The 12693-nt window shown below is 64.4% G+C and carries 11 protein-coding genes; 7 read left to right on the plus strand and 4 right to left on the minus strand.

Features of this window, described 5'->3' with window-relative positions; all coding sequences use genetic code 11:
* The first annotated feature begins 67 nt into the window (after positions 1 to 67).
* The 3 genes from NA2_RS16150 (at position 68) to NA2_RS16160 (ending at position 2842) form a co-directional block, all read left to right on the plus strand.
* Positions 68 to 817 carry an electron transfer flavoprotein subunit beta/FixA family protein gene (locus NA2_RS16150; RefSeq protein ID WP_008598099.1) on the plus strand — a complete coding sequence of 250 codons (750 nt, stop codon included), beginning with the start codon at positions 68 to 70 and terminating at the stop codon, positions 815 to 817.
* Positions 818 to 835: 18 nt separating this feature from the next.
* Entirely contained in the window at positions 836 to 1765 is a 930-nt protein-coding gene (locus NA2_RS16155; protein ID WP_008598100.1) for an electron transfer flavoprotein subunit alpha/FixB family protein, read from the plus strand.
* Between the two features lie 195 nt (positions 1766 to 1960).
* Positions 1961 to 2842: a 3-hydroxybutyryl-CoA dehydrogenase gene (locus tag NA2_RS16160; RefSeq protein WP_008598101.1), complete on the plus strand. Its 882-nt coding sequence runs from the start codon at positions 1961 to 1963 to the stop codon at positions 2840 to 2842.
* A gap of 104 nt (positions 2843 to 2946) precedes the next feature.
* Here the strand turns inward: NA2_RS16160 and NA2_RS16165 are convergent, their stop codons facing one another.
* From NA2_RS16165 to NA2_RS16175, 3 genes are all read right to left on the minus strand, one after another.
* Complete coding sequence (locus NA2_RS16165; protein ID WP_008598102.1) at positions 2947 to 5232, minus strand: acyl-CoA dehydrogenase; 2286 nt, start codon at positions 5230 to 5232, stop codon at positions 2947 to 2949.
* Between the two features lie 90 nt (positions 5233 to 5322).
* Entirely contained in the window at positions 5323 to 7740 is a 2418-nt protein-coding gene (locus tag NA2_RS16170; RefSeq protein ID WP_008598103.1) for a putative bifunctional diguanylate cyclase/phosphodiesterase, read from the minus strand.
* Positions 7741 to 7760: 20 nt separating this feature from the next.
* Entirely contained in the window at positions 7761 to 8288 is a 528-nt protein-coding gene (locus tag NA2_RS16175) for a putative pterin-binding protein (RefSeq protein ID WP_244423661.1), read from the minus strand.
* Positions 8289 to 8580: 292 nt separating this feature from the next.
* Here NA2_RS16175 and NA2_RS16180 point away from each other — a divergent pair, with 292 nt between their 5' ends.
* Positions 8581 to 8937 (plus strand): 6-pyruvoyl trahydropterin synthase family protein, encoded by a 357-nt coding sequence (locus NA2_RS16180; protein ID WP_008598105.1) that lies wholly within the window; start codon positions 8581 to 8583, stop codon positions 8935 to 8937.
* 72 nt (positions 8938 to 9009) lie between these two features.
* On the opposite strand, the gene tlpA is transcribed toward NA2_RS16180, so the two are convergent.
* Positions 9010 to 9690: a thiol:disulfide interchange protein TlpA gene (gene tlpA, locus NA2_RS16185; RefSeq protein WP_008598106.1), complete on the minus strand. Its 681-nt coding sequence runs from the start codon at positions 9688 to 9690 to the stop codon at positions 9010 to 9012.
* A 33-nt stretch (positions 9691 to 9723) separates the two neighbouring features.
* Here tlpA and argH point away from each other — a divergent pair, with 33 nt between their 5' ends.
* Genes argH through lysA form a run of 3 tightly spaced genes read left to right on the plus strand, consistent with a single transcriptional unit; the run spans position 9724 to position 12681 of the window.
* Positions 9724 to 11145, plus strand: a complete 1422-nt coding sequence (gene argH / locus NA2_RS16190) for an argininosuccinate lyase (RefSeq protein ID WP_040678230.1) — start codon at positions 9724 to 9726, stop codon at positions 11143 to 11145.
* Between the two features lie 37 nt (positions 11146 to 11182).
* Positions 11183 to 11386 (plus strand): lipoprotein, encoded by a 204-nt coding sequence (locus tag NA2_RS16195; protein WP_008598108.1) that lies wholly within the window; start codon positions 11183 to 11185, stop codon positions 11384 to 11386.
* 23 nt (positions 11387 to 11409) lie between these two features.
* Positions 11410 to 12681 carry a diaminopimelate decarboxylase gene (gene lysA / locus NA2_RS16200; protein WP_008598109.1) on the plus strand — a complete coding sequence of 424 codons (1272 nt, stop codon included), beginning with the start codon at positions 11410 to 11412 and terminating at the stop codon, positions 12679 to 12681.
* Positions 12682 to 12693: the final 12 nt, after the last annotated feature.

Here is a 12693-nt window from a genome sequence, read left to right on the forward strand (position 1 = left end):
ACCGACCGGTGCATTTGCTGGTCGCCAGCAATCGAACCGAAGTTCCCATCACGGAAGGTGAATGCGCATGAAAGTCCTTGTTCCGGTCAAGCGGGTCATCGACGCCAACGTGAAGCCGCGCGTCAAGGCTGACGGCTCGGGCGTTGAGCTTGCCAACGTCAAGATGGCGATGAACCCGTTCTGCGAGATTGCGGTTGAAGAAGCGATCCGTCTGAAGGAAGCGGGCAAGGTGGAAGAGATCGTGGTTGTCTCGATCGGCCCGGACAAGGCGCAGGAGACCCTGCGCACGGGGCTTGCCATGGGGGCCGACCGGGCGATCCTCGTCAAGACCGACGATCTGGTGGAGCCGCTCGACGTGGCGAAGATCCTGAAGGGCGTTGTCGACGAGGAAAAGCCGGAGATCGTCATCCTCGGCAAGCAGGCGATCGACGACGACAGCAACCAGACCGGCCAGATGCTCGCCGCCCTGCTCGGCTGGAGCCAAGGCACCTTCGCCTCGAAGGTGGAGATCGATGGCGGCAAGGCCAAGGTGACGCGCGAGGTGGATGGCGGCCTGCAGGTGGTCGAACTGAAGCTGCCGGCCATCGTCACCACCGATCTGCGCCTCAACGAGCCGCGCTATGCGTCGCTGCCCAACATCATGAAGGCGAAGAAGAAGCCGCTCGACGCGAAGGCGCCCGGCGACTACGGCGTCACCGTCAAGCCGCGCCTGAAGGTGCTGAAGACGGAGGAGCCGGCGGGCCGCAAGGCGGGTGTCAAGGTGGGTTCGGTCGCCGAACTGGTCGACAAGCTCAAGAACGAAGCCGGCGTGCTTTAAGCGGAAGGGATAGAGATCATGGCCATTCTCCTGATTGCCGAACACGACAACAAGAGCCTTTCCGACCAGACCGCCAAGGCGCTTTCCGCTGCCGGCAAGATCGGCTCCGACATCGACGTGCTGGTCGCCGGCAAGGGCGCGAAAGCCGCTGCCGACGCGGCGGCGAAGCTTGCCGACGTGCGCAAGGTGCTGCTCGCCGAGAACGACGCGCTTGCCGAACAGCTGGCCGAGCCGCTGGCCGACCTCGTCGTGGCACTCGCCGACGGCTACGACACCTTCGTCGCCCCCGCCACCACCACCGGCAAGAACGTGATGCCGCGCGTCGCCGCCCTGCTCGACGTGATGCAGGTTTCTGACGTGATCGAGGTGGTGGACGCCAAGACCTTCAAGCGCCCGATCTATGCCGGCAACGCCATCCAGACGGTCGAGGCGACCGACGCGAAGCGCGTGCTGACCATCCGCACGGCCACGTTCCAGGCGGCCGGCGAAGGTGGCTCCGTCCCTGTCGAGAACACCGCCGCGCCGGCCGATGCCGGCCTGTCGCGCTTCGTCGAGAACCGCATCGCCGAAAGCGACCGTCCCGAGCTGACCTCGGCACGGGTGATCATCTCCGGCGGCCGGGCGCTCGGCTCGGCGGAGAAGTTCGAGGAGGTGATCCTTCCGGTCGCCGACAAGCTGGGCGCCGCCGTCGGTGCCTCGCGCGCCGCGGTCGATGCCGGCTATGCTCCGAACGACTGGCAGGTCGGCCAGACCGGCAAGGTGGTCGCGCCCGAGCTCTACATCGCCTGCGGCATCTCCGGCGCCATCCAGCACCTCGCCGGCATGAAGGACTCCAAGGTCATCGTCGCCATCAACAAGGACGAGGAAGCGCCGATCTTCCAGGTCGCGGACTATGGCCTCGTCGCCGACCTCTTCGACGTCCTCCCGGAACTCGAAAAGGCGCTCTGACGCGCGTCCGGCAGGAAAGCACGTTCAAAAGCCCCGCCTTCGTCCGCGAAGCGGGGCTTTTTCGTCTCCAAGGCGCCAGCCCCAGGACTGCGCAAAATCTTGCTGTTCGGACTGGACGTCACCCGCCGGCCAAACTAGGTTGCACTGCAACACGAGTGACGAAGGGTGCCGGTAGCACCCCACGGGATTTTCGACATGACAGGCAAGATTGAGAAAGTGGGTGTGATCGGCGCCGGCCAGATGGGCAGCGGCATCGCACATGTGGCGGCGCTCTCGGGCTATGAGGTCAAGCTCTACGACCTTTCGGCCGAACGGATCGAGGCCGGCATCGCGACGATTTCCGGCAATATGGCGCGTCAGGTCTCGTCGGGAAAGCTGGAAGACAAGGTGCGCCAGGAGGCGTTGGACCGCATTTCTCCGGCGACCACCATGGAAGCGCTCGCCAACATGGATCTTGTGATCGAGGCGGCCACGGAAGACGAGACCGTCAAGCGCAAGATCTTCGCCCAGCTCTGCCCGGTGCTCAACCCGGAAGCGCTGGTCGCCACGAACACCTCGTCGATCTCCATCACGCGGCTGGCGGCGCAGACAGATCGTCCCGAACGCTTCATCGGCATCCATTTCATGAACCCGGTTCCGGTGATGAAGCTGGTCGAGCTGGTGCGCGGCATCGCCACCGAGGACGACACGTTCGAGAAAGCCCGCGCCTTCGTCCAGAGCCTCGACAAGACGACGACCGTCGCGGAAGATTTTCCCGCCTTCATCGTCAACCGCATCCTCCTGCCGATGATCAACGAGGCGATCTACACCCTGTATGAGGGCGTCGGATCGGTCGAGGCCATCGACACGGCCATGAAGCTCGGCGCCAACCATCCGATGGGCCCGCTGCAGCTCGCCGACTTCATCGGCCTCGACACCTGCCTGTCGATCATGCAGGTGCTCTACGAGGGTTTAGCCGACTCCAAGTACAGGCCCTGCCCGCTGCTGGTGAAATATGTCGAGGCCGGCTGGCTCGGCCGCAAGGCCGGACGCGGCTTCTACGACTATCGCGGCGAGACCCCCGTTCCGACGCGCTAGCGTTTTGCAGTCAGGTGGAATCACCTGACGTCCGCATAAACGCAAAAAAGAAGAGATGGACCCGCTCGGCGTTTCTGTGAAACGTTGAACGGGTCTTATGTCCCCTATTCGGCGGCTTCCTGCCGCGCGGATTTCCTCCGCGTGGCCGGCCTCGCGGGTTTGTGCTGCGACGCCGTTGCCGAAATGTCCTCCATGCTGAACGCATCCACCGCGATCACCCGCTCGACCGCCGCCTGAACTTCCGCGAGCTCTGCATACTCACCTTCGGTGATCAGCCCCATATCCAGCGCTTCCCGTGCGTCACGAACGTCCTTGGCGCGCATCTTCTTCTCGATCGGCGCGGCGTCGACCACCAGCCGGAAAGCCTTTTCCAGATCCTTCAGCGGGTGTTCGTCATGCCCGCCGCCCAGATAGAGATCGGGCGTCAGCCGGTCGCGCTGGGCCGAGGGCTTGAGCAGGATCTCCGCCACCTTGCTGCTCAGGCGGTCGGACGGGGCGGGGTTGGGCACGCCGAGCGGAAATGCGATCAAGCGCACCAGCCAGGCAGCCGGCCGGCTCGGCAGATTGTCGAGGACGCCGCGAAACGCCGTGCCGATCCGCGCTTCCCCGGCCAGCATCAGGTAATCCACGATCGGCTTGTCCGCGGCCTGGCGGCCCTCGGTTTCGTAACGCTTGAGCACAGCCCCGAGCAAATAGAGTTCGGCCAGGATGTCGCCGAGGCGCGCCGAGATCATCTCCTTCCGCTTCAGCGCTCCGCCGAGCGTCAGCAGCGCGAAATCGGAAAGGAGAGCGAACGCCGCCGCATGGCGCGACAGACGCCGCCAATGGCCGGGCATCGCCGCCTTCCTGGGCGCGGGACTGAGAAGCCCGCCGGTCCAGCCGCGCAGAAAGGCGCGCCCGGCCGTCTTGAACGCATGCCCGACATGCTTCCAGAAGGTCTCGTCGAAACGGTCGAGCCCCGCCTCGCGGTCCTCGTCCGACAGGGCGAGCAGCTCGTCGAGCATATAGGGATGCGAGCGGATTGCCCCCTGGCCGAAGATCATCAGATTGCGCGTCAGGATGTTGGCGCCCTCGACGGTTATGCCGACAGGCACGGCCCGGTAGGCTGCCCCCATATAGTTCTTCGGCCCGTCGATGATCGCCTTGCCGCCGTGAATATCCATCGCATGCTCGACCGAGCGGCGCATCCGTTCCGTGGCATGGTATTTCATGATCGCCGAGAGAACCGAGGGCTTGTGCCCTTCGTCGAGCGCCGCCAGCGTCACCCGTCGCGCCGCGTCGATCAGATAGGCGTTGCCGCACAGTTCGGCGAGCGGCTCCTGGATGCCCTCGAACAGGCCGATCGGCACGTTGAACTGCGTGCGCACCCGCGCATAGGCGCCCGTGGCGCGCGCGCACATCGCGGCGGATGCCGCCGATTGCGACGGCAGCGATATGCTGCGTCCCGCCGCCAATGCCGTCATCAGCATGGTCCAGCCCTGGCCGATCTGCGCCTCGCCGCCGAGAATATGATCGAGCGGCACGAACACGTCCTCGCCATGGAGCGGCCCGTTCTGGAAGAAGGTGAACTGCGGGATGTGCCGGTCGCCGTGGCGAACACCCTTCGTGTCGGTCGGCAGCAGCGCCACCGTGATACCCAGCTCCTCGCCGCGCCCCAGATGGTTTTCCGGATCGCGCATCTTGAACGCCAGGCCCATCACCGTCGCGACGGGGCCGAGCGTGATGTAGCGCTTGGAGAAATTGAGCCGCAGGCCGAGGACCTTCCGCCCTTTCCAGGTTCCGTACTCCACAACGCCCGTATCGGTCATCGCCGCCGCGTCGGAGCCCGCATGCGCCGAGGTCAGCCCGAAACACGGAATCTCCCGCCCGTCGGCGAGCCTTGGCAGCCAGTAATCCCGCTGCTCGTCCGTGCCGAAATGCATCAGCAGCTCGCCCGGTCCGAGCGAGTTCGGCACCATCACCGTGACCCCGGCGACGATGCTGGCGGACGAAACCATGCGGACGACTTCCGAATGGGCGGTGTTGGAAAAACCCAGCCCGCCGTAGCGTTTGGGAATGATCATGCCGAAGAATTTCTTCCGGCGCATGAACTCCCACACCGCCGGCGACAGGTCCCGGTCGCGCCAGTTGAGCGTCCAGTCCTCGAGCATGCCGCACAACTCGCGCACCGGCCCCTCCATGAACGCCTGCTCCTCGCCCGACAGGCGGGCCGGCGCCATGGAAAGGAAGGCGTCCCAGTCCGGGTTGCCGGTGAACAGCTCGCCGTCCCACCAGACCGTGCCGGCATCGATGGCTTCGCGCTCGGTGTCGGAAATGGGCGGCATGATCTTGCGCGCCCAGTTGAAGACCGGCTTGGAAATACGGTCGCGACGGAATGTCCTGAAGCTCATGGCCGGCCTCCATTGTTGCGTGCACTATAGCAGGCATGGTGTTGCAGGGCGAACGGCCGCGGCGCGCTTTCGGTTCCGGCGGCCCCGGGTTCAGGCCGCCGTGCGCTTGCGCTCGTGCTCGGCCAGATAGCCGACGATGGCATCCGACGGGATCGGTTTGCTGAACAGGTGGCCCTGCGCCTCGTCACATCCCATGGCGCGGATGATGCGCAGCTGTTCCTCGGTTTCGACGCCCTCGACCACCGTCGTCATGCCGAGCGTGAAGGCCAGGTTGACGATGGTCTGCACGATCGCGGCCTGGTCGGCGCTCTTTGCGATGTCCTTGATGAAGAGCCGGTCGATCTTCACCTTGTCGAATGCGAATCTCTGCAGATAGCTGAGCGACGAATAGCCGGTGCCGAAATCGTCGAGGGAGATGCGCGACCCCAGCTTGCGCAGGCGCTTTAGGTCGACATGCAGCTTGCGATTGTCTTCCAGCAGCAGCGTTTCGGTGATCTCCAGCTCCAGCCGATGGGCGGGCGTGTCCGTCTCGACGAGAACCCGGGCCACCGTCTCGACGATGTCGTCACGCTTGAACTGCATCGGAGAGAGGTTCGCGGCGATGCAGATGCTTTCCGGCAATGACTTCAGTTCCAGGCAGACCTGCCGCAAGACCCATTCGCCCAGCGGCACGATGGCGCCCGTATCCTCGGCGATCGGAATGAACTCGTCCGGCGAAACCTCCCCGTGAACGGGATGCCTCCAGCGCAGCAAGGCCTCGAACGTCGTCACCTTGTTGGCGTCGAGGTCGATGATCGGCTGGAACACCAGATAGAACTGCTCGTCGAGATTGGCGGCCCGAAGCTCCGTTTCCAGCGTCCTGCGCCGCTGCAGGCGCTTGTTCATGTCCGGCTCGTAGAAGCGGTAGACGCCGCGCCCGTCGGCCTTTGCCTGGTAGAGGGCGACATCGGCCTGCATCAGGAGGTCGTCCGCCTCCTCGCCGCCGGTGGTCGCCACGATGCCGATGCTGGCACCAGTCAGCACCTGGTGTCCGTCGATCAGATAGGGCTCGTCTATCACCGCGATCAGCCGCTTGACGAGATTGACCGCCTGATCGGAGCCGTCGAGATTGCCCTGAACGACGACGAACTCGTCGCCGCCGAGCCGCGCGACGACATCCGTCTCGCGCACGGTGGCCTTGATGCGGCGGGCGACTTCGCGCAGAAGCGCATCCCCGGCCGGATGGCCGAGCGTGTCGTTGATGCCCTTGAAATTGTCCAGATCGATGCACATCACCGCGGTCGAGAGCGCGCGTTCGCTGCTGAGCCGCAGGATCTCCTCCAGGCGCTCGCGCATCATCAGCCGGTTCGGAAGGTCCGTCAGGGTATCGTGGCGCGCCATGTAGGCCACCTGGGCCTGTGCCTTGTGGCGCTCGGTGATGTCCTCGTAGGTCGCAACCCAGCCGCCGCCCTTCATCGGCTGGTGCGAGATGAGGATCGTCCGCCCGTCGTCCAGCTCCTGGATGAGCGTGTTCGAACGGTTCTGCCGTATCAGGGCGGACTGGAGTGCCGATATCCGCTCGGCCTCGTCCCGGTCATGCGCGCCCGCCGCGACCATGCTGTCGAGCAGGTCCGGGAAGGACAGCCCGGGCTTCAGCTGGTCGCTGGAAAGGCCGTAGATGCTCTCCATCTTCTGATTGCTGACGATCAGCTTCTGATGCGCGTCGAACATGCAGAGGCCGTGCGACATGTTGTTCAGGGCCGTGTTGAACAACAGGTTCTGGGTGATCAGTTCCTCATTGGCGCGCCGCGCTGCTGCCGCGCTCTCGGCCAGCTCCGCTCTGGTGCGCAACAGGTCCTCGTTCGTCGCCTTCAGGCGCCGCTGCACGCTGATCTGAAGCCGGTGCTGCCAGCGCAGCATGGCGACGAAGATGAAGCCGCTCAGCACCAGACCGAGCGCAAGAATGGAAAAGATCCAGTGCAGCCTCAGCAGCTCGCGCTGGTCGCGCGCCTGCGCTGTGGCGCCGTATTCGTTGGACTGCGACGCCAGCGCGATCATCTTGCGCTCGAGAGGCTCGGTCAGTTCGAGCGCCAGCTGCGCGTTCTCGGGTTTGTCGATGTCGTCGATGAACGTGCCGATGCGGCGCACCACGGATGCCATCTCCTCGACGGCTTCCCGGCTGTCAGGGACTTCCGTAACGAATCCCAGGAATTCGCCGCTCTGGAACAGGTCCATACGGCTCACCAGGATCTGGTAGCGCAGACTGACGTCCTGCTTGGTGGCCTGCGGGGGATCCACGAGCATCCCGGCAAGCCTTTGCCTGAACCGCAGGAGCTCGTTCATCCCCTGACTGGCACTGAAGGCGATGTTGTAGCGGAAGATCTGGCTTAGTGCCTCCTGGCGCTTGAAGGCCAGGACGGAGATGTAGAGCGCCGAAACGGCGAGCGCGACGATGCAGATGGTCAGCACCGTCTGAACCACGCGCGAGGCTGTGCGGCGCCCCGAGGTCTCCGCGGCGGAGGCAGACATGGTTCAGGCCTGCCCCAAGCCTATCGCACCGTCAGTCGTCGGACTTGCCATACCGAGCGCGAGTAGAATTTCTGCGTGCTCAGCTCGACGTCGGAATCGTAGGGATAGATGATGAACAACGGTCCCTTGTCGCTGACGGGCATGTAGTTCCCATCGCGCTTGTAGGCGAGAATGGCGCCATACTGCGCAAAATCGGCGATCGGCACGGGCGCCTGGTAATCGTTGAGCGCCGTCACGACCACTTCCTGCCCGTCCGCCTTCACGCTCTCCATCAGGTCGGCGAGAAGGACCCCTTCGAACTCGACGGGACCGTTGAACCAAGGCGTGGTCGTCGTGATCTTTCCGGACTTCAGATTTTCGAGCATCGCCAGGTCGAAATCCGCCACCCCTTCCCCGTTGGTGGCGCCCACTTTCCCGTCGATGGTGAGAATGACGTCGCCTTCGGGATTGGGCAGCGTTGCATCCTGCGCCAGCACCGGGGCGGCGAGCAGCATCAACGCGGCCAGAGCCGCCGTCCAGCCTCGTATGAACTTCTGTGTTGTCGACATCGTGAAGCCTCTCTGCTGGATTTACTGGAGAATGCCCGCATCGTAATCGCCGGCTAACCAACAAGAAGTTAATGTCACATGCCCGTTCCGAAAGAAACGGGCTTGGCCGGGACGGCGCATTGACAGGTATAAACCGTGGTGCCAAACCTCCATCCCGCAGCGATCATACATCGAACCGCATCAACGGTGGTACTGCTGATTCAGCGGGTCCGGTTTCCGGTGGAAACACATACCCACCTGGCATTTGCGGCCTGAAACGAGGCCGCGGACCTTCGTTCTGGGAGTGAATGCAATGGAAACATACAAGGAATTCACGTTCGAAGCGGCGCACAAGCTGGAACCTTATTCCGGGCTGCATGGCCATTCCTTCAAAGTCTCCGTGCATCTTGTAGGCGAGCCGGACCCCGTCTTCGGCTGGGCTGCCAACCTGTACGAGGTCGAAAAGCAGATCGATGCCATCCACGGCATTCTGGACCATACATATCTTAACGATATCGAGGGGCTTTCGGTTCCGTCGCTGGAAAACCTGGCAAAGTGGATCTTCGACAAGCTGGCGGAAAAATCCCCGGCGCTCGACCGGGTCGAGCTGAAGCGGGGCGCGGAAGGCCAGGCCGAAGGCTGCATCTATCGCCGCCGCGAAGCGGCTTGAGGACCGCACAGGCAAGGCAGCCCTGCGCAATGACGTTCAGGTCGCGCAGGGCGTCGGTCCGGCTGAAAAAACCTAGTTTCCTGCCAGCAAGGCCGAGTCGATCAGCCGGAAGGCATCAGGGCTTGCCCATTCGGCGGGTCCGTTCATATGCGCGAGCAGGCAGCCATCGGTCCCGATCAGGAGGGTCGCCGGCAGCCCCAGCGCCAGGCTCTGGCCCTTCAAGTCATTGAATATCTTCATCGAGCTGTCGCGATAGTAGCCGAGGGATTCTATTCCCGTTTCCTCGAGAAAGGCTTTCGGCTTCGTGTCATCGCCGCGATCGACGTTGACGGCAACGACTTCGAACCGGTCGGAACCCTTCTCCTCCTGCAGCGTGTCGAGCGCCGGCATCTCCTCGCGGCAGGGCGCGCACCAGGTTGCCCAGAGGTTCAGCAGCACGACCTTGCCGCCAAAATCGGCGATGGACATCGCCTGACCGTCCGGTCCGTTGAACGACAGGCCGTTCATCGACCGCGGCGGATGCGCCGCGAGCATCGCGGCAACCTCTCCGGTCGCCGCCTGCCCGGTGGCGCGGGCCAGCGCGTCGTTGGCGGCGCATTGCGCATCCGCCGCACCCGCCTTCTCCGACAGGGCGGCGATGTTGCCATCCGGGGCGCCCTTCACGTATACCGCAATCGCACCTCCGACGGCGCCTGCGGCGACGGCAAGGACGATCAGGCGGAGTGCCGGGAATTTCCGTTTCTGCTTCGACATTTTTCTTTCCACACGAACCACCCGGTTATCATGATGAGCGAAGACCAAGCCAGCAACCGTATGTGGGGCGGACGTTTTGCCTCAGGACCCGATGCCGTCATGGAAGCGATCAACGCCTCCATCGGCTTCGACAGGAAACTCTACGCCCAGGACATTCGCGGCAGCCTGGCGCATGCCGAGATGCTGGCAAAGACTGGCATAATTTCGACGGACGACCAGAAAAAGATCGCTCACGGATTGAACACGATCCTGTCAGAGATCGAGGCCGGTACATTCACCTTCTCCACCCGGCTCGAGGACATCCACATGAATGTGGAAGCGCGGCTGGCCGAGCTGATCGGCCCGGCCGCCGGCCGCCTGCACACGGCGCGCTCGCGCAACGATCAGGTCGCGCTCGACTTCCGCCTCTGGGTCAAGGAGGAACTGCAGCGCGTCGACAATGCGCTCGGCGGCCTTCTCGAAGCCTTCGTCGCCCGGGCCGAGGAGCACGCGGCAAGCGTCATGCCGGGCTTCACGCATCTGCAGTCGGCGCAGCCCGTCACCTTCGGCCATCACCTCATGGCCTATGTGGAAATGTTCGGCCGCGACCGCTCGCGCGTGCGCGACGCCATCGAGCGGCTGGATGAAAGCCCGATCGGCGCCGCCGCGCTCGCCGGCACCGGGTTCCCCATCGACCGCCACATGACGGCGAAGGCGCTCGGCTTCCGCGAGCCGACGCGCAACTCCATCGACACCGTTTCGGATCGCGATTTCGCGCTCGAGTTCCTGTCCGTCTCCGCCATCTGCGCCATCCACCTGTCGCGTCTGGCCGAGGAGATCGTCATCTGGTCGACGCCGCAATTCGGCTTCGTGCGCCTGTCCGATTCCTTCTCCACCGGCTCCTCCATCATGCCGCAGAAGAAGAACCCCGATGCGGCGGAGCTGATCCGCGCCAAGACGGGCCGTATCAATGGCGACCTCATCGCCCTTCTCACGGTGATGAAGGGCCTGCCGCTTGCCTATTCGAAGGACATGCAGGAGGACAAGGAAGCCGTCTTCGACGCTGCCGAGACGCTCGATCTGATGCTGGCGGCCATGACCGGCATGATCGGCGACCTCGAGGTCAACAGGGATGCGATGAAGAAGGCCGCGGGCGCCGGCTTCTCGACGGCCACGGACCTCGCCGACTGGCTGGTGCGCGAGGCCGGCCTGCCCTTCCGTGAAGCGCATCACGCCACCGGTCGCGCCGTTGCCCTTGCCGAGGAGAAGAAGTGCGGCCTGGAGAAACTGCCGCTGGAGGAACTTCAGGCCATCAACCCCTCCATCACCGAAGGCGTCTACTCGGTCCTGTCCGTCGCCAATTCGGTCAGGAGCCGCACCTCCTATGGCGGCACGGCCCCTTCCGAGGTGCGGCGACAGATTCGCGCATGGAAGAAGCGGCTGAAACGGGATGCAACGCCGTCAAAAAACCGCTAAAACGCAGCGCACGCACTTTCAAGGAACGGAACGCCTCATGACGGCCCGCAGAACGCTCACCCTCCTCATGCTCGGCCTGCTCGTCGGCCTCGCCGCCTGCGGCCGCAAGGCCGCGCTCGATTCGCCCTACGAGGCCGCCGTCGATGCGCGAAAACAGGCTGAGCAGAACGACGAACCCGTGCCGCCAGAGCCGAAGAAGCCGGTCGCCGACCGTCCGTTCGTTCTGGACCGCCTGCTCTAACCTTCTTTCGAAAGCACGTTTCCGTGAACCATTTCGAGTATCGCGACGGCGTCCTGCACGCCGAGGATGTATCGGTGCAGGCCATTGCGGCCGCGGTCGGGACGCCGTTCTACTGCTATTCCACCGCGACCCTAACCCGCCATTACCGCATCTTCTCGGAGGCGTTCTCCGGGCTTGACGCTCTTGTCTGCTACGCCATGAAGGCCAATTCCAACCAGGCCGTCCTGAAGACCCTGGCCCGGCTCGGCGCCGGCATGGACGTGGTCTCGGAGGGCGAGCTGCGCCGTGCGCTGGCCGCCGGCGTTCCCGCGGACAGGATCCTGTTCTCCGGCGTCGGCAAGACCGCTTCCGAGATGGACTTCGCCCTGCGGGCGGGCATTCTCTGCTTCAACGTCGAATCGAAGCCGGAGCTGGAACTGCTGTCGGCCCGCGCCACCGCGCTCGGCCTGACCGCCAATGTCTCGCTGCGCATCAATCCTGATGTCGACGCCCGGACCCATCGCAAGATTTCCACCGGCAAGGCGGAAAACAAGTTCGGCATCGCCTGGAAGGAGGCCCGCGCGGCCTATGCGCGGGCCGCGGAACTGCCCGGCCTCAAGGTCAGCGGGATCGACATGCATATCGGCAGCCAGATCACCGAGCTTCAGCCCTTTGACGACGCCTTCGCGCTGCTGACCGAGCTGACGGAGACGCTGCGCGCCGATGGCCATGCCATCGAGCATGTCGATCTCGGCGGCGGGCTGGGCGTGCCCTACGCGGAGGACGGCGACCAGCCGCCCCTGCCGGAAGCCTATGCGGCGGTCGTCCGCAAGCACGTCACCAAGCTCGGACTGAAGGTGATGCTCGAGCCGGGCCGCCTGATCGCGGCGAATGCCGGCATTCTCGTTTCCGAGGTGCTGTTCCGCAAGGACGGCGAGGCGAAGAACTTCGTCATCGTCGATGCGGCAATGAACGATCTGATCCGCCCGACCCTGTACGAGGCTTTTCATACGATCCGCCCGGTCCGGCAGGCGGCGGCCGATGCGCCGCGCATGACAGCGGACGTGGTCGGCCCCGTTTGCGAGACCGGCGACTATCTGGCGCTCGATCGCACCCTGCCCGAGCTGCGCCCGGGCGATCTCATCGCCATCGGCACGGCGGGCGCCTATGGCGCGGTGCAGGCCAGCACCTACAATTCGCGCCCCCTGGTGCCGGAAGTCCTGGTCAGCGGCGACCGCTTCCATGTGGTGCGGGCCCGACCGACCTATGAACAGCTCCTGGCGCTCGATTCGCTGCCCGACTGGCTGGCCGACTGAAAGCGTCTCGCG

The sequence above is a fragment of the Nitratireductor pacificus pht-3B genome (assembly GCF_000300335.1).
Lineage (GTDB): Bacteria > Pseudomonadota > Alphaproteobacteria > Rhizobiales > Rhizobiaceae > Nitratireductor > Nitratireductor pacificus.